This window comes from Burkholderia sp. BCC0398 (assembly GCF_902833245.1).
Lineage (GTDB): Bacteria > Pseudomonadota > Gammaproteobacteria > Burkholderiales > Burkholderiaceae > Burkholderia > Burkholderia sola.
Genome location: NZ_CADFEM010000017.1, coordinates 95,773 through 118,657, shown reverse-complemented (window position 1 = coordinate 118,657; position 22,885 = coordinate 95,773). Strand labels below are relative to the sequence as shown.

At 56.1% G+C, this 22,885-nt stretch carries 16 protein-coding genes; 14 read left to right on the top strand and 2 right to left on the bottom strand.

From position 1 onward, the window contains the following. The first annotated feature begins 71 nt into the window (after window positions 1-71). From HWX76_RS30355 to HWX76_RS30330, 6 genes are all read left to right on the top strand, one after another. The gene (locus HWX76_RS30355) at window positions 72-1,634 is read left to right on the top strand and encodes a recombinase family protein (RefSeq protein WP_048989150.1); all 1,563 of its coding nucleotides are present in this window, start codon (window positions 72-74) and stop codon (window positions 1,632-1,634) included. Beyond that, window positions 1,631-2,518, top strand: coding sequence for a plasmid partitioning protein RepB C-terminal domain-containing protein (locus HWX76_RS30350; protein ID WP_176016808.1), 888 nt, complete (start codon window positions 1,631-1,633; stop codon window positions 2,516-2,518). Before HWX76_RS30355 ends, HWX76_RS30350 begins: the two co-directional genes overlap by 4 nt. Beyond that, a complete protein-coding gene (locus tag HWX76_RS30345) occupies window positions 2,515-3,438 on the top strand; it encodes a plasmid partitioning protein RepB C-terminal domain-containing protein (RefSeq protein ID WP_239664417.1) in 924 nt (307 codons plus the stop codon). Before HWX76_RS30350 ends, HWX76_RS30345 begins: the two co-directional genes overlap by 4 nt. A gap of 301 nt (window positions 3,439-3,739) precedes the next feature. Beyond that, a complete protein-coding gene (locus HWX76_RS30340) occupies window positions 3,740-4,927 on the top strand; it encodes a hypothetical protein (RefSeq protein ID WP_176016807.1) in 1,188 nt (395 codons plus the stop codon). Between the two features lie 114 nt (window positions 4,928-5,041). After that, the gene (locus HWX76_RS30335; RefSeq protein WP_176016806.1) at window positions 5,042-5,419 is read left to right on the top strand and encodes a DUF3592 domain-containing protein; all 378 of its coding nucleotides are present in this window, start codon (window positions 5,042-5,044) and stop codon (window positions 5,417-5,419) included. A 24-nt stretch (window positions 5,420-5,443) separates the two neighbouring features. Beyond that, window positions 5,444-6,016: a hypothetical protein gene (locus HWX76_RS30330; RefSeq protein ID WP_176016805.1), complete on the top strand. Its 573-nt coding sequence runs from the start codon at window positions 5,444-5,446 to the stop codon at window positions 6,014-6,016. Window position 6,017: 1 nt separating this feature from the next. Here HWX76_RS30330 and tssF read toward each other — a convergent pair whose 3' ends face one another. Then, window positions 6,018-7,895 (bottom strand): type VI secretion system baseplate subunit TssF, encoded by a 1,878-nt coding sequence (gene tssF / locus HWX76_RS30325; RefSeq protein ID WP_176016804.1) that lies wholly within the window; start codon window positions 7,893-7,895, stop codon window positions 6,018-6,020. A 140-nt stretch (window positions 7,896-8,035) separates the two neighbouring features. On the opposite strand from tssF, the gene tssI reads away from it, so the two are divergent. From tssI to HWX76_RS30305, 4 genes are read left to right on the top strand one after another with little or no spacing between them, the layout of a single operon-like run. Beyond that, window positions 8,036-10,147, top strand: coding sequence for a type VI secretion system tip protein VgrG (gene tssI, locus HWX76_RS30320; RefSeq protein WP_176016803.1), 2,112 nt, complete (start codon window positions 8,036-8,038; stop codon window positions 10,145-10,147). Window positions 10,148-10,158: 11 nt separating this feature from the next. After that, window positions 10,159-11,502, top strand: coding sequence for a DUF2169 domain-containing protein (locus tag HWX76_RS30315; RefSeq protein ID WP_176016802.1), 1,344 nt, complete (start codon window positions 10,159-10,161; stop codon window positions 11,500-11,502). Then, complete coding sequence (locus HWX76_RS30310) at window positions 11,495-13,165, top strand: PAAR-like domain-containing protein (protein ID WP_176016801.1); 1,671 nt, start codon at window positions 11,495-11,497, stop codon at window positions 13,163-13,165. Before HWX76_RS30315 ends, HWX76_RS30310 begins: the two co-directional genes overlap by 8 nt. Before the next feature lies 1 nt (window position 13,166). Beyond that, a complete protein-coding gene (locus HWX76_RS30305) occupies window positions 13,167-13,754 on the top strand; it encodes a suppressor of fused domain protein (protein WP_244138038.1) in 588 nt (195 codons plus the stop codon). A 427-nt stretch (window positions 13,755-14,181) separates the two neighbouring features. Here HWX76_RS30305 and HWX76_RS30300 read toward each other — a convergent pair whose 3' ends face one another. Beyond that, window positions 14,182-14,598 carry a very short patch repair endonuclease gene (locus HWX76_RS30300; protein ID WP_176016800.1) on the bottom strand — a complete coding sequence of 139 codons (417 nt, stop codon included), beginning with the start codon at window positions 14,596-14,598 and terminating at the stop codon, window positions 14,182-14,184. A 307-nt stretch (window positions 14,599-14,905) separates the two neighbouring features. Between HWX76_RS30300 and HWX76_RS30295 the strand changes: the two genes are divergently transcribed. From HWX76_RS30295 to HWX76_RS30280, 4 genes are read left to right on the top strand one after another with little or no spacing between them, the layout of a single operon-like run. Then, window positions 14,906-15,961: a DNA cytosine methyltransferase gene (locus HWX76_RS30295; protein WP_176016799.1), complete on the top strand. Its 1,056-nt coding sequence runs from the start codon at window positions 14,906-14,908 to the stop codon at window positions 15,959-15,961. A 47-nt stretch (window positions 15,962-16,008) separates the two neighbouring features. Further along, window positions 16,009-17,223, top strand: a complete 1,215-nt coding sequence (locus HWX76_RS30290) for a hypothetical protein (RefSeq protein WP_176016798.1) — start codon at window positions 16,009-16,011, stop codon at window positions 17,221-17,223. After that, window positions 17,216-20,932, top strand: coding sequence for a serine/threonine-protein kinase (locus HWX76_RS30285; RefSeq protein ID WP_176016797.1), 3,717 nt, complete (start codon window positions 17,216-17,218; stop codon window positions 20,930-20,932). Before HWX76_RS30290 ends, HWX76_RS30285 begins: the two co-directional genes overlap by 8 nt. Next, complete coding sequence (locus HWX76_RS30280; protein ID WP_176016796.1) at window positions 20,929-22,692, top strand: ATP-binding protein; 1,764 nt, start codon at window positions 20,929-20,931, stop codon at window positions 22,690-22,692. The genes HWX76_RS30285 and HWX76_RS30280 overlap by 4 nt, the downstream gene beginning before the upstream one ends. Window positions 22,693-22,885: the final 193 nt, after the last annotated feature.

The following is a 22,885-nucleotide window of genomic DNA, read 5'->3' as shown; positions in this document are numbered from 1 at the left end:
CTCTGCTGCCATCAATCTGTCACGCGTTCGGCGAACGATTGTCTTTCAACGTCGATCGTTGGAGCGCGATCATGCGGGATTCGGAAACGTTTGAAGAAGAGCGTGGTGACAAGAGGATTCCCGTCGCGCAGTACACGCGCATGTCGACAGAGCATCAGCGTTACTCGACGGAAAATCAGGCCCAGTACATCGCTGAGTTCGCGAGAACGCACGGCATGGAAATCGTGCGCACGTACCAGGACGATGGAAAAAGTGGGTTGAACATCGAGGGCCGGCCGGGGCTCAGACGACTGCTTGAAGACATACAAAGCAAGAAGATCGATTTCGTGGCAGTGCTTGTCTACGACGTGAGTCGATGGGGGCGTTTCCCCGACCCCGATGAAGCGGCGGTCTACGAACAGATGTGCAAGCGCAATGGAGTCCAAGTCATTTACTGCGCTGAACAATTCGGCAGTGATATGTCAATCGGCTCGACGCTGCTCAAGGGGCTCAAACGCAGCATGGCGGCGGAGTACAGCAGGGAACTATCGAACAAGGTGTTTGCCGGCGCACGCAATTTGATTCAGCGAGGCTATCGTCAGGGCGGTATGGCCGGCTTCGGGCTACAGCGGCAACTGATCGATGAGAACCACGTCGTAAAAGGGCCTCTACATCACGGGGAGAAAAAAAGCATCCAGACCGATCGCGTCGTGCTGGTGCCGGGCCCGGCGGAAGAGGTAGCGATCGTGCATCGCATCTATCGACTCTTTCTGGACCAAGGTATGCCCGAGCGCGTGATCGCATCGCTGCTTAACCGCGAGGGTGTACTGAATCACTGCGGCCGTCCGTGGACGAGAGGAACGATTCATCAAATCCTGACGAACGAAAAGTACATCGGAAACAACGTATACAACCGAACCTCGTTCAAACTGAAGATGCAGCATGTCCGGAACCCACCGGAACAATGGATACGGAAGGATGGAGCGTTTGAGGCGATTATTCCCACAGACTGGTACCTGAAGGTGCAGGCGATCATTGCGAATCGCTCCCGCCACCTGGACGACGCTGAAATGCTCAAGGCACTCGCGAGTATTCTGGACAAATACGGCGCCCTTTCGGGGTTGATCATTGACGAGGAGGATGGGGCGCCATCGAGTGCCGCATACCGGTCCCGTTTTGGCAGTCTTCTGCGCGCGTATAGCCTCGTTGGCTTCTTGCCGCGACGCGACTACTCGTATCTAGAAATCAACCGTGCGCTGCGCCGACGGCATCCGGAAGTACTGGATGAGATCCAAGCGGGCATCGAGCAGGCTGGTGGGCGGTCTTTTCGCGACACTGAAACAGATCTGCTCAACGTCAATGAGGAATTCACTGCGTCGCTCGTCATTGCGCGGTGTAAGCCGACATCTGGTGGAAGTTATCGCTGGCGTATCCGTCTCGATACCAGTTTAGAACCCGACATAACGGTTGTTGTTCGTATGAATCACGACAACACCGCTCCGTACGACTTTTACCTTCTCCCTTCTATCGATTTCACATCGGCATTTTTGCCCTGTGCGGAGCGCAACGGCTTTGCGCTGGACGCATACCAGTTCGATACCCTTGAAGTATTTTATTTACTTGCGGCTCGGGTGCCGCTCGCGGAGGTAACGTGAACAATGAAACTGGACCGGTTGTCACGATTCCTGTGGATTCGATTACAGTAGTCAATCCTCGAATTCGCAGCAAAAAGACGCACCGCGAGGTCACTGAGAGCATTCAACGGGTAGGGCTGAAGCGGCCGATCGAAGTACGTCGTTGCAACGACGATCCGAATCGATACGTTCTCGTTTGCGGTCAGGGGCGTTTGGAGTCCTTCAAGATGCTTGGACAGACAGAGATTCCGGCCATCATTCTAGACATCGATGAAAAGACCGGGTTGATGATGGGCGTGGTCGAAAACGTTGCTCGACGGAATCCTCTCGCCAGCGAGATGCTGGCGCAAGTCGAGATACTGCGTAAGAAGGGCTACTCGGATGCGGAGGTAGGAAAAAAAATCGGCTATACGGCCTCATGGGTAAACATGGTCGGAACGCTGTTGGCGAAGGGCGAGAAACGTCTGCTTGCTGCGGCAGAAGCTGGACATATCTCGTTGCATTTGGCGATCGAAATCTCGCGGGCGTCCGATGCTGAGGCTCAACATCTGTTGCTTGACGCAGTGAATAGCGGGGAGATTCGCGGGAAGAAGGTAGCGGTCATTCGCCGAATTCTCAATCAGCGCGCGCGCGTCGGAAAGGGGACTAGCGAGCAGGCAGGGAGAAATGTTAAGCGCAAGAAGTTGAGCCCGGAAGATCTGATGCGACTGTATCAACGAGACGCCGACAGGCATAAGGTCATCCAACTCAAGGCCGATCGTGTCAGTAACTCACTGCTCATTGCGAACGAAATTTTCAAGGAGCTGTTTGCCACTCCGGAGTTCGTACGAATAGTAAAAGCGGAAGGGTTGGCGACAGTTCCGCAACCACTGGTCGAGGCTGCCACCCGTGGAGGGCTCGTATGATGGAGAAGTCACGCATTAGACCCGTTGAGAGTGGATTCAACCACGAGTGGTTCGATATACCTTTGGCGGTACTTCATCCGTCAAAAGTGCTGCCGAGTAAGGTAACGGAAAGCTCGAAATATGCACAGATTCGGTCCTCGGTGGGAGTGATCGGTCTTGTGGAACCTGTCGTTGTCATTCAACACTCGTCAATTCCCGGTCAATTTTCGATCCTCGATGGTCATCTTCGAGTCGAGGCATTGAGGGAGCTTGGCAGGACCCACGCACGTTGCTTAATTGCGAAAGATGATGAAGGGGTTACGTACAACAAGAAAGTTAGCCGGATGGCGGCCGTGCAAGAACACAAGATGATTGTCAAAGTGTACGAAAGCGGAGTGCCAGCCGAGCAGCTGGCGGAGGCGCTTGGCCTTTCGGCCTCAACAATCAGGGGGCATTTCAAGATGTTGGACGGTATTTGCGACGAAGCCGTCCGATTGCTGTCGGACAAGATCGTGCCCCGACGCGTTTTTTCGATCCTGCGTCAAATGAAGCCTCTGCGCCAGATCGATGTAGCACACACGATGAATACGCTTGAGAATTACTCAGGAAAATTCGCGCTAGCGATGCTCGAGACCACACCGGATGATCAACTGCTGGAAGGGCCGAGGGAGCGAGCAGCGAAAAGCGGGACTCTCGAAGCGGTGCAGCGACTTGAGCGTGAGTTGGCAGTGCTTCAGGCAGATACCAAGTTGCTTGAGGAAAATTACGGTCCGGACAGTCTCAAGCTTGTAGTCATCAAGAGCTACGTGACGAATCTGCTTGATAACGCGCGTGTCGTCCGATGGTTGGCGCAACATAAGGCCGATTATTTGCAACAACTGCAAGCAATCGCGGAGGTGAAGTCGTTGGGCACACCAAAGGGTGTCGACCAGGCGGCATGACAGGAATCGAAGCCGGTATCAGCAAGGCGAGATGCGGTATGGAGGGGCCTGACATTCTCGGTACAAAATGCGCTGAGAATGTGCGGTATTGATGAAAGGGGATGCTGGGCCGTATTTCTGCACAGACGGGTAGACAGTAAAAAAATAGTTAAAAATCGACGAACGCGTCGCTCCGACGTTGCGCGAGTGTGTTGATCGACAGGTTTTGCGTTATCGTACAAACCACACGGATTGTTGCTCGCGACTTGCCACGGTTGTCGCGACATCAAGCAAGGCAGATCAATCATTCGGAGTAGCGACGTTGTCGGTTGATCAATTGGAACGATTACGTGAGGCACTTCTGCCTTATGGGTTCAAGCTGCTGAGATCGGAATGGCACGGATGGAATGCGCAATATCGTGTCCGATGCCGCAACGGCCACGAGGTCAGCCGATCCGGTTCCCATCTGTACTACCATCTCGTCGCGTGTCCGACTTGCCGTGATGAGGAAACGCTGCGACAGCTTGATCAACTTGCGCGACAGGCAGGCGGGCATTGTTTGTCCGCCAAATATGCCGGTCGTATGGCGCGCTACCAGTTCGTTTGCCGTGAAGGACACACGTTCGAGAAGACGACTGGCAACTTGCAGAAGGGATCGTGGTGCGTGTTGTGTGCGCGTGCGGAGCATTCAAAGCGGATGTCCGATCCGGACGGGATGAAGCGCCTGCGTGCGGTCGCGCGGAATCGCGGCGGGAAGTGCTTGTCTACGACCTACACTAAGCTTTCAGATCGTTATCGCTTTCGGTGTGCGGAAGGCCACGAATGGGAGACGGTCGGGTATGAGGTGACGAGGGGTGCGTGGTGCCGAAAATGTGCCAATGCACGGAAGTCGATAGCGTATCGTCGTGCTGACGGCCTCCAGGCGATGCAGGCGCATGCGTTGAAACGTGGCGGCATTTGTCTTGCGACCGAATACATCGGAAACGATGCCTATTACCGGTTTCGCTGCGGGCATGGTCACGAATGGGATGCGCAGGGAGCGAAGATCTTTCGAGGATCGTGGTGCCCGAGATGCCAGAACCAGGGCAACGTATATGACATCTCCGATATGCGCCGTTTAGCAAAAGAACATGGTGGCCGGTGCCTGTCTCGTACCTACAAGAACGCCGCGACGAAACTTGAATGGGCGTGCGCACATGGCCATCGCTGGTCGGCAGTGCCGGGCGCGATCGTCGCGGGGAGGTGGTGCCGTGTATGTGCGTACGATGGCCGGAAGCTTGGGTTGAAGCTGATGCGAACAATCGCAAGGGAGCGCGGCGGTCGATGCGTCTCGACGGACTATGTGAACTCCAGCACGAGGCTTGAGTGGGAATGCCATATCGGGCATCGTTGGTTCGCGACGCCGAATACGATCAGAAACGGGCACTGGTGTCGACTGTGCGCCTATCTAGAGATGACGACAAACCCGAAGACCATTCGCAAGCGCCGCCACTTGCCGACCAAGGTCTAATAGCGCACCAGGCGGACAGTCTGGCGTCCAGATGAGGATGTTTTAGAATTTGGCAGGCTGATACGATCAGCATGGAGCACCCGAATAATTGTAAGGAATGTAAACGAGGGCGTCATGTTTAAGGGCATCAGTGCCATTGTGATTGGGGTGGGCCTTCTTGTCGCTGCTGCAGTCAGCGCACAGTCGACTAGAGAGTTTCTTCGAACGTCGATTGTGGTACCGGGCCTCGTCGTTAAGCTCAATGCCGGCGGATACCATCCCGAGATTCAATTCACCACCAAGACAGGACAGCAGATTTCGTATCCGCAAGGCGGGATTGTCACGAAAGTGGAGCTCGGTCAGCGAGTCGAGGTGCGGTACCAAGCCGACGATCCTGATGGCAGCGCAACGATGAATGTCTTCGCCGCGATCTGGGATTCGACGATTGTTTTTGCCTTCATGGGTGCGGTCGCAATCGTGTGCGGGATTATGAATCTGCCGTCACGGACATAACGAGAAGCAGAAGAGAGAGGGCGTATGTCGTATCTTCGGAAGAGCAAGTGGAAATATGACACTGGCGCGGGCGGTGGGGTGAGCGTTGACATCGTAGTTGCGACGGGGGGGGATATCGTTCTCACCGATCCTCAGAAGCATTCGCAAAGCTTCTACTACGGTGGTGTGGGTATCGGTTACGGTTGGGGCGCGAAGATTCCGAAAATCAAGTTGCCGAGATTCACAATTCCCGAGTTGAAATTGCCAAGCTTCGGTAGCCACGACGCAAGTGCTGCTGGCTCGACGTATGATTTCCCGAGTCATGGAACCGTTTACATGACAAGTGCATTCAAGGGCAGCGAGCTTACGCGATCGGATTTGCAAGGCGGAACCGTCTATCTTGATGGCTACGGCGGGGCAGTTGTCGCGCAGGGCGGGACCGTCATGCTGTTGGGCATCAATCCAGCATTGCTTGCGTTGGGCCTGACGAGCCCAGCCATGTCGATGATTCTGGCAGAGGCCATTGCGGATGCTCCGGCGCTGCTCTTCATGCATGGTCTAACGGCTGGCTTTCAGGCCGGTTTTGGTGGTGGTATTCTGGCGGGCTATCTCCACTGACCTATACCAGCGGTTGTGTCCCAGGGCGTGGAGCGCACCGCAAAAGCTCCTTGCCGCTCTCGGCCGATAACACGACGAGTTGAACGTAGCTGTTTGACTGAGCGTACGGGCCGAAGAATCGGTCCATGACAGCCGAGAACCGATGCAGGCTGACATCTCGTGCCGCAGCCTCGGAGAACGAAAGCAGGATCTCGACACCGCGAACAAATGACGGGAAGTGATTGTCGAGAGACATCCACCTGATCGCCGGTTTGTAGTCGAGGGATGCGATCGCGTCGATGCAACGTTGGGCAACTACGCTGGAACGCGGAGCATGGAAACGGAGAAACTCCTTCAGCGCGGGTAGTCCGGTCCGCGTCAGGTCGAGCGGATGCGGCGCCAATGCCGACAGGACGCGCCAAAGTGCACCGCCACGCGGCAAGGCAGCCGGCAAGGTGGGGCGGGAGAGCAGCATGATCGGGCACGCCAATGCCGAACCCTCGTACAGAAGATCGCTATCCGGGGCACCGATTGGCAACCGGGACGGCATTGCTCCGTTGGTTGCCAGGACATCGACATCGACCTGCGGGTGTCGCGGATGAGCGGTTTGACCCTTTAAGTCGACCAACGCTAGTTGCGATTCCGCCAGCGCGCCGTCTGGCATGGCTTCCGGATCTCGGTAGGCCAGCCAATAGATGGCGGACGAATCCATGGGTCGCGCGTGACTGTATGCACGATACGGCCACACCAGCGTGCGCGATGTCGCCCGTGAAGCGATGAGGGCCTTGTCTTCATCCGATTTCGTACGGTCGCCCAGATAAACGGCTTCAACCGAGTAGACGCTCAGCGGAATGCCGGTTGCCAACGGGGTCGGCGTGATCGGATAGGTGGCATCATGACTGGTTAACTGGATAGGCGTTGCCGCGCGTTCGAACAGGTTGACGACCGGCGTGCAAAACAATCGGAACGTGCTGATGTTCAGCGTTGCCAGGATCTGAGCGGCGCCGGAATCATGGGCGGTGCCTTGGACGGCGACGTGAAGCGTCAGTCGTCGAGCGGCTTCGGTGCGCGCGGCGCGACGCATTCGACCCAGGTCGATGTCGACGAAATCAAACTTTTCGGGGAAGGCAAAATACTCGATCAGATGCCGGAACGATTGTGCATTTGTATCGTCTTCGTTCGGCAACAATCGCTCGCCATCGGCAAAGCCGGCCGCCTCAATGGGGACTTTCGACAAGCGCGTCCAGCGTCCGCTTTCGTCCACCTCCACGTAGGCGGCCGATGCGCGAAGCAACAGCGCATCGGAAAGCGCGACGACGAGCGGCCGCTCTCCGGACAGATGTACCCGCACTGGGGCGGACGGAATGGCGTCATCGAATGCTTGCGACGCGGATTCGCTTGTAAAGGTAATCGAAATGATCCCCGTCACTTCTGCCGGGATGCGTGCCGCTGTTGGCGCAAGCGTCGCTGGCGAATAGCGTGCCGAGTGAATACGCAATGGCGACAACGTGACGTCGTAGACGGTACGGAAGCGGCACGGTGCAGCATTGGCGTCCAGCATCGTGCCGCGTGCTATCGCCAGCGGTTCGGTAAGCTGACCGAACAGAACCGAGGGGTCGAACGAGGCAACCGCGCATGATGGGACCGTGCGCAGATACTGCGGATAGGCAATTTCGAGAAGTGCCTCGGTGAATTGCGGGTAATCGTCATCAAGCTTCGCATCGACACGAGCGGCTAGCAGCGCGAACGTCTGTACCATCCGGTCGACGTGCGGATCGTCGACGTGGCCGCCAGACATGCCAAGGCGTGCTGCAATCTTCGGAAAGCGTCGAGCAAAGTCCGCCAGACTACGTGCAAGCAGTCCGACTTCACGTTCGTAATGTGACAGCAGGTGGTCCATTCGCTGCAAATATTCAATAATCCGCGATAATCAGTCCCCGTTTTCCGGAGCCGACATCTAGTCCAAATGGCGCGCAGACATATTAGAATGGCCGCGCCGACAAAAAACTGCCCCTCTGCTGAGAGATTCCGAGGCTACATATGCAAATGTCCGAAATTGCGAGCTTCTTCCAGCTCCAGAGCAATCGCCTGTTTACGATTGAAACGCCTTTGAAAGGTCGATCGGATCTCGTGCTCGTCGATTTCCATTGTACCGAGGGGTTATCTCAGAATTTCGAGATGCATGTCCGGCTCGCGTCGCAGGACAAGAATATCGAGCTGAAGAAGCTGATCGGCCAACCTGTGACAATCACGTTGCAGTTGACCGACGCGCTCGCCAGTTCGGAAGAGCGTTACTTCCACGGATACGTCGCAGCGTTTTCGCATCTCGATACCGATGGTGGTTTTGCGATGTACAGCGCAACGATCCTGCCGTGGCTCTGGATGCTCTCCCGCCGGCAGGACATTCGGATCTTTCAGGAAGAGAACACAGAGGCGATTCTCGCGCGCGTATTTCGAGAGTACGGCAAGCTCGCGTCGTTCGAGTTCCGGCTCTCGAAGGGAACGAAGAATCGCAGCTATTGCACCCAATATAGGGAAAACGATCTAGCCTTTGTCGAACGGTTGATGCGAGAGGATGGCCTGTTCTATTACTTCGAGCATGCGAAGGATGGACACAAGCTGATCATCGCCGATAACTCGGTGACCGCAAAGCCGATCGACGGGCGCAGTCCATCGCTGCAATACAACCAGGGCGAGGCGATGGACAATCTGGCCGTCATCACGTCATTTCAAGCGCAGCGTCAGCTTGCACCGGACACGGTCGGACTGAAAACTTTCGACTACAAAATTCCCCATGCCCGGCGATTCGTGTCGGGTGGAACGGAAGTCAATCAAGGCGACGTACCGTCCTACGAGATATACGACTACCTCGGCGAGCATGGTTTTGCCGACAGCGATCGAGGTGAAGAGCTCACGCGTTTCCGGACGGAAGCGCTGGCTGCACACAGCAAGACGTTCGTCGGGGTGACGACGGGGCGGCGGATGATGCCGTGCCGATACTTCGAGCTGGACGATCACTACGATCACGCCAGCACCAAACAGGAAGACCGGCAATTCCTGTTGCTGACTGTGTCACACACCGGCACGAACAACTATGAGCCCGGTGAGGGGAGTTCGGCGTACTCGTGCAGCTTCACCTGCATTCGCAAGAAGATTCCGTACCGCCCGGCATTCGAGGGCGAGCGTCCGACGATCGTCGGGCCGCAGACGGCGATCGTCGTGGGTCCGAAAGGCGAGGAGATTTATACGGATAGCCTCGGTCGTGTGAAGGTGCAGTTTCACTGGGATCGTCTCGGCAAACGCGACCAAGGGAGCTCCTGCTGGGTGCGGGTGAGCCAGCCGTGGGCGGGCAGCGGTTTCGGGATGATTCAGATCCCGCGAATCGGGGATGAGGTGGTCGTGAGCTTCCTGGACGGAAATCCGGACCGTCCCCTGGTGACATCGCGCGTTTACAACTCGCAGAACATGCCGCCGTGGACGTTGCCGGCCAACGCGACACAGAGCGGGATTCTGACGCGTTCGACCAGGACCGGTAACGTCAACACGGCCAATGCGATCCGCTTCGAGGACAAGAAGGGCGAGGAAGAGGTCTGGCTTCACGCAGAGAAGGATCAGCGCATCGAGGTCGAGCACGACGAGTCGCATTGGGTAGGTAACGACCGCACCAAGAACATCGATCACGATGAGACGGTGCACGTCGGCCACGATCGTACGGAAACGGTCGACAACAACGAGACGATTCACGTTGGCGTGGATCGCACCGAGACCGTTGGCAACAACGAGACACTGACAGTGGGCGGCAACCGGAACGAGACGATCCAGGGGATGGAGAATCTCCTGATTGCACTGACGTCGACGGAGACGGTGGGGCTTGCGAAGGCGTTGACAGTCGGCGGCGGGTATCAGGTAACCGTTGCCGGTGCGGTGAACACGTCGGCGGGGCTGGCTAGCGCTGAAGAAGTCGGCCTGTCGAAGACCACGATGGTCGGCAAGACGTACACGATCACGGCTGGCGACCGTATCGAGCTCAAGACCGGTAGCTCGGTGCTCATTATGGAGAGCAACGGACACATCACGCTGCGCGGCACGCAACTGCTAATCGAGGGCTCGGGGCCGGTGCAGATCAACGGCAAGGATGTTGACGTCAACTGACGGGAGCGGCGATGGAGTTCTCCAATCACACGCCTTTTCCGGCATTGGCATTCGAGTCGTTTGCTCCGGACGGCGCATCGTTCCATACCGTTGTATTGCGGCAGACTTTTGAGCTGCGCAATGGCTCGTTGGTGCTGGCGCAGGAACAAAGGCCGCTCGCGACATCAGATCGCTTCCACGGCGAGCCGAATCAATCCAGCGTGGCAGAGGAAAGCGATCTCGCGCCATATAAACCGTTTTGCGATGTACTGATCGACGGGACGGCCTATGCGCCGCAGGGGCGGCCGTTGCCGCGCTTCGTGGCGGGCATTCGAATTGTGTCGGCGCCCATGCGATCCGGCGATGACGCGGGTGTGCCGACAACGAAAGTCTTGCTGGATCGCAGACTGTCCGTGACTGGCCCAAGGTACTTTGCTCGACGATCGATGCTTGGTCGAAGCATGAATCGGCTCGTGAAGATCGCCTCGCTCGGCATCGTGCGTCCCGTCGACTGGTGGCTGACGCCGCCCGAGCCAATCGCAGCGCTGCCTATGCGTTACGAATACGCATGGGGCGGGCAGTGTCGGGTCGACGCGCAGGATCCGGCTGCGAAACGTGTGCCGAAGGCATCCCGGCTTGATGACAAACAGCAAGCTGCGCATCCTGATCCGGACAACGTTCCAGTCGGGCATACGGCGTGTGAAGACAATCCGATCGGATTGGGCTTTGCTGAACGCTGGTTTCTTGCCGCGACGAAGCAGCAGAGGATCGCTGCTCCGCAGATCGAAGCCAGCAGTGAACCCATCTCGGTACAGGCGTGGCTCGCGGCTTCGAACGGGCAGGCACAACCGTCGCTGCGTCCGGCTGGCTTTGGCATTGTCGGGAAAGCGTGGCGATCGAGGCGTGCGCTTGCTGGCACCTACGACGATCAGTGGCTCGCTGAGCGTCATCCGGGCCTGCCCGACGATTTCGAATTCAGATATTGGAACGGCGCACATCCGCTGATGCAGGTGCCGCACCTGAAGGGTAACGAGACGATCGTGCTGACGAATCTTGTTCCCGCCGGCACGCCCGGATCGACCGTCGACGAGCGGGGCAATACGGTCCAGCGCATCGCCTTGCCGGGCCATTTGCCGATGGGATGGGTCTATACCGACCAGACGCTCAAGTTCGCGCCGCTGCTCCTCGATACGCTGTCTGTCGACGTATCGGCGGCGGCGAAGCCCGTGGTGACGTTGGCGTGGCGTGCGACGCTGATGAAGTCCGCGCGTGCACAGCGTTTCGAGGCGAGGTTTGCGAATCATACCGACCTGGAGCGACTTGCTGCGGGTTCGCCGGTAACTCCGATCGGATCGACGGGGGCGCAACATGGCTGAACCGGTGGGGATTACCGTTACCGGTGACGCGGGCGATGTTTTCCGTGAGCATTTCAACATCCAGAGCGTCGAGCAGGCCCGCGACGCGGTGAAGAATCTGGATGCGCTATGGAACACACCGAATCCGTGGAGCCACCGTTCCGACTTGCGGGATATATTTGACGCGGCGGGGAAGTCAGTTCAAAGGCGCTTTGAATCCGGCGTCTATAAGCCGCAGGATAAGGCGCAACCGTCCGATCATTTCTCCAAGGGCAATCGAATTGCCTCGAGACAGGACGGTAGCTTCAAGGCGGTCAGTAGCACACCTGATGTCTGCAAGACGCCGATGGGCAGTTCGACGCCGCCCGTGCCCTATCAGGTTGTATCGGATCTGAGCGGGTCATCAGGCATCGTGCCAAGCGTGCGATTCAACGGAAAGCCGGCGTACGTGCTCGATCAGAGTGTGGTTCCGACATGTACGGGCGACGAAGCGGGCTCAGCCGATGGGGTACGTTCCGGCACCGTGGGAGGCGAGACCAAGCCGACGAAAGGAAGCACGACGGTTCGCGCGGGCGGCCATCCCGTGATCCGTGACGGCGATCCGTGCACGATGAATTCCGGCAACTGTACTGGTACCTACGTGACCGCTCCCGCGCCGGGAAGCTCGGTGGATGCGAGCGGAAACGTCGTGGGGGATGCTAATCCGCCACCCGAGAAGGGCGTCATGCATCAGGTCGGCGGATTCTTCAAGGGGGCCGGCGGTGCGGTGTGGGACATGGGTAAAGGCTTGGTCGGGTTAGGAGTTGGGGCAGCCAAGTTATCGCCTTTGTCGCAGGCTGCTGAGGGCTTGTCCGACCTGACGGGCTTGTACGACTATCACGGCTACTCGCAGACGCTGGACTCTGCCGGAAAGACGGCGCAGGCGATCTACGACCATCCGGGGGCGATCGTCGACGGTATCACCAAGCCGTACATGGAGGCGTGGAGCCACGGCAACTATGGCGAGGCGCTTGGGCGCGGCGCAGTCGACATCGGCGGATTGTTTGTTGGTGGAGTCGGTGCAGCCGGCAAGGTCGGGGAAGTGGGGAATGTGGCAGGCAAGGTCGGCGAGGTGGTGAATGTTGCCGGAAAGGCAGGCGAGGTTGCTGACGTCGCAAATGTCGCGGGAAAAACGGGGGAGGTTGCGAACGCGGCTGGGAAGACTGGCGAGGTTGCCGAGGCGGCTGGCCAAGCAGGCAAGGCCTCTGACATCGGTGGGGCTGCGTCGAAGGGGGGAGAGGCAACCGAGGGAGCGGCCAATGCAGCAAAGGCCGGGAGTGCGGACGCAAAACCAGCGGGAAATGGGCTTAAGGTCGAACCGTCCAAAGATCCACGCTACAAGCGAGGAAAGTTCCGCAAAGGTGTGCGTGAAAAGGCGTGGGAAGATGCTAAGAAGAAAAGCCCTGATGGAAAGGTTCGAGATCCGGTGACCGAGAAGGAAATGAATCCTGATGATCCTTGGGACATGGGGCACAAGCCGGGACTTGAGCACAGAAAGCACGTGATCAGCGCTGCGGAACGTGATCTCACGCGCAAACAGTTCCTTGATGAGTATAATGATCCCAGCCATTATCGACCTGAACTTCCTTCGTCCAATCGCAGTCACGTAGGCGAAGACTTGACGGATGACTATTTCGGACCGTGACATGACAAAAGGCCCAATTTCTGCTGATCGAAAGGCCGTGGGGCGGCATGCCTTATCGGTGTTCGGCGGTAAGCCCAAGGTGCAGGAATATCTGCATGATGATTTGCCCATGGCTGTTGATGTACTTTCGGTCGTGGACTCCCCCGAACCGGATCTCGTGTCGTACAGCACCATAGGTCTATTTGAGACTGTTTTGGGAAATGAGGCGGAGTTGGGTACTCGAGTTGAGTTGTGTGGCGCGATGCCCGCTGATATTGAGCAGTGGCCTAATGTGCTCGCCTCTGCTGTTTTTGCGCTGATGCGATCGCGGCGGGCAGTTATGCCAGGGAGTGTGCTGGAGGGGTATGTTGCAGAATACTACAGTGACACATTAGTTCCGCACTTGTACTTGACTGCACCGTTCTTGTGGAGCGAAGGGCATTTTAAGCAACTTGAATTGAACGGTGGAGTAAAGGTTAATTGGTTACAAGGAATGCCTATTTCGGAGGCTGAGCTGGAAATTCTTCGTGCGCGAGGGGAGAGTGAGTTTGAGGATTTGCTTGAGCAAGCGGACGTAGACGTTTTCGATTTGTACCGAGCTTCGATGTAGAGGAGCCGTGTTTCCGATGTTCTAGCATTGTGCGTTATGTGCCGGCATTTGGATTGTTTGACAAATTGCGCATAAAAAGCCCGCTGGGAGCGGGCTTTTTTGCATGTGTGCCCAGCATGGGTGCACTCCTGCGGGTGTAAGTCCCACCATAGGCTGACCACGGCTAACGAAGCGAAGCGCAACTGCATGAGGGCGACCGAATGCCGGGAGGAAGCGTGTAGCGTAAATCGCGAGCCGATGAACAAGAACTGCATAGAAGGCGTTGCTGAGCAGGGCGAGTGGGCGCGTAGCCACGAAGCTCAAATGATTGAGGTGATCTCTCGATCAGTTTGGGAGGGGCTGCGCGAAACGTATTAACGCACGGCGCATACCAAAGAGGCGTACGTGCCGTCAACGACCGACGGCGGATTCTTGGATTCCGCGCGTTTCACCGCCTCTTTTCCGCAAGAGTTGATTGAACGCGCGCCAGTACTATGTCCACGTGTGTGATGACTTCATGTTCCCAGAAGCGGAGAACCGTCCAACCTTGATCCGCGAGTGTTTGGTTTGCGAGATCGTCACGAGCGCGGTTCTTCTCCAGCTTGTTTTGCCAGAATGAGCAGTTTGTTGCTGGTGGCTTGTAGTGGTCGGGGCACCCATGCCAGAAGCAGCCGTCGACGAAGATCGCGACCATGGCACCTGGCACAACCAGGTCCGGGCTCCCAGGTAAGCGTGCCCGTAGCCGGTATCGAATCCCGGCATGCCAGAGCGCTCGGCGAAGCAGGAGTTCTGGCGCCGTATCCTTCGTTCGGACGCGGGCCATCTGCTCCGACTTGGACAGGGGGCCTTTTGAGCGACCTTTCATGATCCGAAATGTATGTACATCCGCGTTACATTTGGCTAGAATTATAATTCCCTACATAAATGCTAGATTTTCCGCTATGACCGAGCGTAAGACAGAGACTGTCAACCTCCGCTTCACGCCAAGTATGAAGGAGCTGCTTCGCTTCATGGCAGCGCGAGAGCATCGGACACAAGCAAACATGATTGAATGCATCGTACTCGACTATTGTGAGAGAAACGGGATTGATGTGCGGGTGGCATCGAACCCCAGCGCGACGGCTGAAGGTAGCCACACAAGCAACGAATAAGTAAAGGGCACAGAACAAGCCATGAAAAAAACTAAGGTCGCAACGGAAAAGCCGACCGCGATTGACTTATTTTCTGGTTGTGGGGGGTTAACGCAAGGCTTACGTGAAGCGGGATTCAATGTTCTGGCGGCGGTAGAACTCGATCCTCTTGCAGCGGCGACTTATGCACTCAACCACAGGGATGTGGTTCTGTACAACAGGGACATTCGGACGGTGACCGCCGCTGAAATAGAGTCCGCCTGCGGGTTAGAGGTCGGCCAGCTGGACCTGTTGGCTGGTTGTCCTCCTTGCCAGGGATTTTCCAGGCTGACCCACAATAACAAGCGTCAGCGTCTCGATGATCCTCGCAATCGGTTGATTGATGACGTGGGTCGCCTCGTCCGGGCCTTGCTGCCCAAGGTTGTCATGCTGGAAAACGTACCGGCGCTTACACAATACACCCGCTATCTCGAGTTCAAGCGCGAGCTACGACGGCTGGGTTACAACGTATCTGACCAGGTCCTAAATGTTGCCGATTTCGGCGTGCCGCAACGTCGTCGTCGACTCGTAGTGCTGGCTTCCCGAGTAGGCAAGATAGATCACCTGCAGTCTCCAGACACTCGTCGCACCGTGCGAGATGCGATCGGAGACTTGCCAGCAGCAGGAGAAAGCGGTGATCCACTTCACGACATCGTGGAAAGTCGGAGTGCCCGCGTTCGTGCGATGATTCAGGCCATCCCGAAGAATGGCGGTAGCCGGAGTTCGCTACCACCCACATTCGCCCTTAAGTGTCACGAGAGCAGTGACGGGTTTTATGATGTCTACGGCCGGATGAACTGGGACGATGTTTCGCCGACTATTACTGGCGGGTGCATCAATCCGTCGAAAGGGCGGTTTCTTCACCCCGAGGCGGACCGCGCCATCACTTTGCGCGAGGCTGCGTTGCTGCAAACATTTCCGGCAAGGTACAAGTTCGCTTTGACAAGGGGAAAGTATGCCGTGGCTGAAATGATTGGCAATGCGCTTCCTCCTGCGTTTTCTCGCGCGCAGGCGTCTGCGATACGCAAGCATCTGTCGACATGCTCTCCAATTGCGTGAACTTTCAATAAAAGCGCCATCAATAACGACTAACCCGGCGAATCACCATGACGGATCGATTGCCCGAAATTCACAGCGAATCCGGCGATGACGATATTGTCGCCTACATTTTGGAGATCAAGTCGCGATGCCCAGCGGACCCGCGCGTCGCCGCACAGCTGGCCAGGGTACTTGCTGCCTCGGGTGACCGGATCCAACCAAGAAGTCCGTTCTCCGCAGATGTTGCATCGACCGGGGGACCGTCTTCACTGAGCACCTTATTGTGCCCGCTGTACCTTCGGGCTGCGGGGGCAGTTGTGCCGAAACTTGGCGTACCAGGACGCCCAGCTGGCGGCATTGATTGTCTGATCCAAATTGCCGGCTATCGAAGCACCTTCGGCGTGGACGAAGTCGAACGACTATTGGACGCGTCTGGCTACGCTCACTTTATGGCTGGCGGCCGGCTCGCGCCTTTGGATAGCCGAATGTTCCAATTGCGCCAACAACATGGTGCTCAGGAAGTCCCGACCCTCGTAGCTGCAAGTCTTCTTTCAAAGAAGCTCGCAGTGGGCGTGCGGAACGCTGGTTTGGACGTGCGGGTTGCGCCGCACGGAAATTTCGGAAAAACGTGGTCGGAAGCATCGAGCAACGCGCGCCTGTTCATTGAGGCTGCTCGACTGCTTTCGATCAACGCCTATCCGGTTTTAACGGACGCGCGCTTTCCGTACCAGCCGTTTATCGGTCGAAAGGAGGCGCTATTGGCCTTGCGCCATATATTCCGTGGAACGGAATCGCCGTGGCTTGAAGAGCATCGAATTCTGTGCCGGAATCTTGCGCTCGCATCCACGCCACCCGAGCAGCGTGAAAGGATATTCAGAGCGACGGTTTCGGATTTGCAAGATCAGTTCTATATGAATGTGGTCGCACAAGGCGGTAGTCGTGATGGCTTCGAGCAGCTCGTCGAATCCACTAACTCGCGTCATGACCATATGCTACGAGCACGCGATGATGGTTTCGTGCGATTCGATCTGGACGGAATTCGCAAGGTGTTGGTTGCGTGGCAGAAAAGAGCAGTCGTTGATGGCGCGTTGTTTCCTGACCCGGTCGGCATAATTCTGATGCGACGCCCCGGTGAGTGGGTGAGCAGAGGGGAGCCTCTCGCGACGGTCCGCATAGACGACGAAGCATTTCAAGGGGCGGTAAATGATCTGGAGGAGCCGATCGCGAAGACTGCATTGCTTCCTCTTGGGCTGAGCATTGAAGGAATAAAGACCGATGAGTAAATACTGTTGTTTCTTTTGCCCAGAAAAAGATCACGCGGAAAAATCGCTCGATGACCTGTGTCCAAAATGCCAACGTCCCTACGGGTTCGTCCTATCTGCTGCACCGGCATCTATCCGGGACTACAGGATAACGCGCGACTTGGGGCGGGGGTTTTATGGCGCGGCTTATGTTGCCGAGAGAGGGACATTTGCAAAAAAACATGTGTTGAAAATCTCGCCCATCGAGTTCTACAAGTTTTTTGAGAAGCCTTCATTTGAGGAAGAAACCTCTCTGCATGCCCGTCTCGCCCAGGACGCCATGCATGTCGTCGGCATTGACGACCGATTTGACGAGGAAGTCGAATTTGCCGATGGGTCGAAGATCCGCTGTCATGTGACGGTTCTGGAATTCGTGAACGGGGATCTGCTTCGGAAATATATCGACGGCGAGATCGCCGCCGGGTCCGCAGCAATCTGCCAGATTGCCATTGACCTGTTGCGCATTCGGGGTGAATTCGCAGCAAACCAGCTCAACCACAACGACCTGCACGCAGAGAATCTGATTGTCGAAAAAATTCGCACTGAGGCGCGAAGGCCGAATGCGATATGCGACACGATACGTGTAAAGGCGATCGACTTAGGGAGTATTTCAGACGCTAGCAAGAGTTCGCCCGACCGGATCGGTGACCTTCATTTCATTGCGAAGCACGTCGACCAGTTATTGGACCGACTTTTGTCTTCGCCAAACAATCTTGAGGACAGGGACTTCCGCACCGCGCTGGCACTTCAGCGTCTTGTGCACGGATTGTTGGCGAACGCGCAGAACTTGCGCTCCCCAAACCCAGACGATTTGATCGCGCAGATCGAAGAGGCGTACTATCGTGCGTCGTATCACTGGCGCCCATGGAGCACGCCGTTGAGCCTCAAGAGCTTCGGCGATCACTATAACGCGCAGACGCTGGAGTCGTGGAATGTGCCGCGTCTACTGGTTGACCCGGATGGTCGCTGGCTGGCGGAGGTTAGCAAGCCGGGGCCGCAGATCATTACGGGCATGCGCGGCTGCGGAAAGACGATGCTCTTGCGTGCTCTCGACATTCACGCGCGCGCTGCGCAGCATGAGGGAGAGAGTGGTGAGGCCGTTTTGAAGCGTGTCCATGAGGATCAGTTCGTTGGGCTCTTTGTATCGGCGCAACGGTTACTCGACCTTCGTCATTCTGTTTACAAACTTGAACATCGCCTGACCCGACTGTTTGTCAATTATGCAATGCAGGCGGCGCGCGCCCTGTTGCACCTGAAAGACATTGATTCGGCTTCCCTGGCGCCTGGTGCCCATGCCAAATTGGCCAGTGCCGTCGCCGATTATCTCGACGGAGCGGACGAACTTCGACAGGTGGTATCAGTTGAAGATCTTGAGGTACGGCTTCAGCGGATTGCCGTGCTGACTACTCAAGGGGACGAGACGTATTCGGTGAAACAGGCGCCGGTGCAGGTCTTTTCACACCTGGCGGAACAGTTGCGATCATGTTCTCCATATTTTGCGTCGTCTACGATCCTGTTTCTTCTGGATGACGTATCAACGCGCTATCTGGAACTTGACCGGATCGCGGAGCTGCTTTCTGCACTGCTGTTTCAAAGTCCCATCTGCGCATTCAAATTTACATCGGAGTGGCAGACAATCGAACTGGGTTTGCAGTCACCAGGCAGGAATCACCCAATTCGGGTTGATCGTGATCTGGCGGTGTTCGATCTTGGGGCAGACGTTTTTCAGACAATCAATTCTGACAAGGAAAAGGGAAACGCGTTCGTCGCAGACATCCTTCAGCAACGTGCCAAGTTCCATGTTTCTCACCCGAACAAGCACGGGCCTCGAGAGATGTTGGGTGACGTACCTTTGGAGCAGGTGGCCAGGGAGATCGCGGCGTCGAACGCCACATCCAAGGAACGCAAGCAAGCGTATCGCGGGTTGTCGTGCTTGACGAGCGTATGCGTCGGAGACATTGGAGACGTGATCAAGCTCTATGAAGAAATCCTGCGACGCGCCGCTGGCGCGAAAGGACAGGCATCGATTCCGATTCCCGAGAGCATTCAATCTGACTGTTTTCTTGCATTGAGCTCCAGACGGCTCTATGACCTGGATCGTAGGACGGGGCGGTTCAAGAATCACGCGCTTGCCTTTGCCGGTGCGGCTCACGAACTGCTTGCACGTTCCTACAGGCAAGCTGTAAAGCTCAAGAGTAGCAGTCCTCGTTTGAGACAGTACTCCTCGATTTATGTACGCGTAACAGCCGACGATGAAGCCAGCTTGCGACAGCAGATTGATGGTCTGAGGGATCTTATCGACGCTGGTGTGTTTGTGTACACCGGAGGCTCGCCTCGTACGAAGACCAAGGATTCTAATCCGATCCAACAGTTCAAGCTAAGCTATCGCAAGATATATGGCCTTGCGGCGTTTATCGGGCTGGCCGACCGGGATCGGTTCGAGTTATCCGGCCCGGACCTCCGCGAATGGCTTGACAGTCCAGCCAAGGAAATCCTGCTTCGCAATCAGATAAAAGCGGAGCTTGGCACGGCACCCGAAGAGGAGAGTCGCGAAGAGAGTCAGAACAACAGTACGCCGGACCAGTACGATGTGCACGCAGTCCAGTTACAACCGGGACAGCAGAACCTGTTCGAAGACGAGCCAACGGTAGAACTGGACGCAGAGAAAACTTCCCAGCCGCGTATGTGGGCAAAGGCAATCGATGTCGAGATCAGACAGATCACGACATCTGACCTGGAGGCGATTCAACTGGGGGGCGTGTTGACGGCGCTGGGTTTCGAGGATAGAACGCTAGAATCAAATCGGATTCTGGCTGAACATGCCCGTCCGGGGAACGTGTTTGCGGTGCGCTACAACTTGCCTGGACATTCAAAGAAAATCCTTCGCCATTGGAAGGCTGCCAAACGTATTGTTCACGAAGTGGATTACGATCAGGCATTGAACTCTCTCCCCGCGATAGAGGGTTTGGCGCTTGTTGATGTCTCAGGATTGTCAAAGCCTTTGATCTTCCAGTCGGTACGCCGGGAACTGATCGAGAAGGGACGGGTGCTGATCTGTCATGTGTCTGCGGAACATCACTATCCGCTTCAGGCCGATCTGAAGAAGCTGTTTGCGGCCGAGAAATCTGACGATCCTTTGCGTTTTCTCGAAAATCTGTCGCACGTCCTGAAGGGAGAAACGGGTCCATACAAGGACGTTCGCCTCCTGGACGAACATGTCGATCCTTCGAGAAATCGTGCGCTGCTGGCATTTGCGTCGGCTAAGCACGAGCGGCTCTTCTCGCTTCTTGACAAACGGGAATTTGACTACATTGAGGTTATCGCGCCTACGGGCGACGAACCTCGATCCAAGGTCGCACAGTATGCTGCAGAATTCCTTTGTCAAAACTATCAGAATGCAACTGTCAACCGCATTGACACAAGCGATCTGTTTGCACTTTTGAAGTATCTCGACGAACAGTTCCTTGATGTATATGGAAACGGGGGAGCAAATCTGGAGATCGGTCTTACCGGCTCAAAGATGCAGGCAGTCGCTTCTGCGATATTGAGCGCGAGACGGAGGGTGGCGCAGGCTTGGTACCTGAGCCCGCAGCATTTTGACGAAAAGCGCTTCTCGAGAGGAGTAGGGGCTGTTCGTATTTTCGATGTTAGTGTAGTCAAAAAAGAACATGCGGGAGCGGGGGGCGAATGATCGAGGACATCGACGCACTAGTGGCAACGGTAGCGAAGTTTCAGCCAGGAAAACCACTCGACAAATACATAGTCGACGTGGTCTTTCCAAACTTCAAGAACATCGAGCCTTCAACAAAAATTACTTTTGACTATCCATTGACTGCACTCGTCGGTGCGAATGGAAGCGGGAAGAGCTCGATTCTGCACGCCATGTGGGGTATGCCCATACGACATAGCACAAGCAGGTTCTGGTTCTCTACCGCAGTCGATCCAATTGCGGAAGGCGGCACGCATGGCATCAATCGATACTACTATTCACATTGGGTATCGGAACTGAAGCGCGTGGTGCAAACCAAAAAGGTGCGTGGTAAAAAGCGGAGCGGGTATTGGGAGCCAGCGAGAGCGTCTACTGCCGATGGTATGGACCCGATGCCGCCTGAGGATGCGAATACCGCACCGTTTCGCTCGAAGGAGCGTTGGAATCCCGTCGATAGAAAAGTTAGCTATCTAAACTTCAAATGCGAGTTCAGCGCGTTTGATCGCTATTTCTACTTTGCCCCCCGAGGCGTCACTCTCGAGGAACGGCAGGAAGAGATTCGAAAAGGCGCACACCGGTTGCAGAATGTATTGAAGCGCAGGCTGGAGAGCTATGCGCCGGGAGGTCACCAGGCGGTGTTCGAGCATCGGGACCTGACCGCTGAGGAGTTAAGTTGGGTGAGTTACATTCTCGGACATGAGTACGTTAGCGCGCGGTACATACTACATCGTCTTTATGGGAGGATGGAAGCGCCTAGCGTGATATTCACGCGAAAGAATATGACATATTCCGAGGCGTTTGCTGGTAGTGGGGAACTTGCGGTTGTTCGCGCTGTGATTGAGTTGCTTGCCGTCGAGCAATACTCCTTGGTGCTGCTCGACGAACCCGAAACGTCCCTACATCCCCTCGCGCAACGGAGGTTCGTTGCTTTTCTGCTGGATCGCATCCGAGTGAAGCATATTCAAGTTGTGCTTTCAACTCATTCTCCGTCGATTGTGCGAATGCTACCAGGCAACGCTATCAAGGTCTTAGAAGAAGGACCCAATGGACGGATGCGAATCGTTGAAAATACTCACCCACAAGTGGCATTTAATCGATTGGGGCACATCCCGGATAACGTGCTACTGATCACCGTCGAGGACCAACTACTTGCCGTCTTGGTTAGGATTGCAATAAAATTGCTTGATCCTGGTGAGGCTGAGATTATCCGTTTGCACGTTCCAACGAGCGGCGCAAACTCTATACTGAAATACAACATTCCGACGTGGATGAGCGATCATCAAGACGTCTATGTCATTCTGGACGGCGACCAAAAGCCCAATGCACCATTTCCAGATCCTGGCACGTTACCGTTGGCCGAGCAACTGCTGCTCAGTCAGAAACTGCAAGATGAATTTGGTGTCTTGCCGCACGGGTGTTCGCTTGGCAAGGCGGAGCCTGCGGCCTCTTACGTAAGGTGGGTCCGAAGCCGGATGCGATACCTTGACGCTATCTGCCCAGAATTCGTGGTGCTATCTGCGCTGGTCGGGGAAGAGGAAGCAGCTAGAAGGGCCGGGACGAATGAGGATGCGAAAGCTGCTCTGGTCGCTGAGTTGAAGTTAATGGAGCTTGACTCGGACGCCGATTCCATTAATCGCTACGCTCAGTACCAGCTAACGCCCGTTCGGGAGGAAAACAAATATATTATCGGGTTGAAATCGATTTTGAAAGAGTTTCTCGCGCATCACGCCATCGCACATTAAATGTATCTCATGGCTTGTTGAGCCCGCAGTCAAACCTTCCGACAGCGATATCCGTCCCATAAACATTGGTGTTATATCGAAAGCTTGACTGGATAGGAATCAATGGAAGCGGGGGAGGCGAATTTGGTGGAGCCGAGATGGAGCGATGCAGGTTAACCCAGGCTGGATCAGGTTGCATGATGGTTACATGAGC

Coding starts and splice junctions, on each gene's coding strand:
- HWX76_RS30280 (WP_176016796.1), top strand. CDS start 20,929: ATGATCGAGGACATCGACGCACTAGTGGCAACGGTAGCGAAGTTTCAG.
- HWX76_RS30345 (WP_239664417.1), top strand. CDS start 2,515: ATGATGGAGAAGTCACGCATTAGACCCGTTGAGAGTGGATTCAACCAC.
- HWX76_RS30315 (WP_176016802.1), top strand. CDS start 10,159: ATGGAGTTCTCCAATCACACGCCTTTTCCGGCATTGGCATTCGAGTCG.
- HWX76_RS30335 (WP_176016806.1), top strand. CDS start 5,042: ATGTTTAAGGGCATCAGTGCCATTGTGATTGGGGTGGGCCTTCTTGTC.
- HWX76_RS30310 (WP_176016801.1), top strand. CDS start 11,495: ATGGCTGAACCGGTGGGGATTACCGTTACCGGTGACGCGGGCGATGTT.
- HWX76_RS30355 (WP_048989150.1), top strand. CDS start 72: ATGCGGGATTCGGAAACGTTTGAAGAAGAGCGTGGTGACAAGAGGATT.
- HWX76_RS30295 (WP_176016799.1), top strand. CDS start 14,906: ATGAAAAAAACTAAGGTCGCAACGGAAAAGCCGACCGCGATTGACTTA.
- tssF (WP_176016804.1), bottom strand. CDS start 7,895: ATGGACCACCTGCTGTCACATTACGAACGTGAAGTCGGACTGCTTGCA.
- HWX76_RS30330 (WP_176016805.1), top strand. CDS start 5,444: ATGTCGTATCTTCGGAAGAGCAAGTGGAAATATGACACTGGCGCGGGC.
- HWX76_RS30285 (WP_176016797.1), top strand. CDS start 17,216: ATGAGTAAATACTGTTGTTTCTTTTGCCCAGAAAAAGATCACGCGGAA.
- HWX76_RS30300 (WP_176016800.1), bottom strand. CDS start 14,598: ATGAAAGGTCGCTCAAAAGGCCCCCTGTCCAAGTCGGAGCAGATGGCC.
- HWX76_RS30290 (WP_176016798.1), top strand. CDS start 16,009: ATGACGGATCGATTGCCCGAAATTCACAGCGAATCCGGCGATGACGAT.
- HWX76_RS30305 (WP_244138038.1), top strand. CDS start 13,167: ATGACAAAAGGCCCAATTTCTGCTGATCGAAAGGCCGTGGGGCGGCAT.
- tssI (WP_176016803.1), top strand. CDS start 8,036: ATGCAAATGTCCGAAATTGCGAGCTTCTTCCAGCTCCAGAGCAATCGC.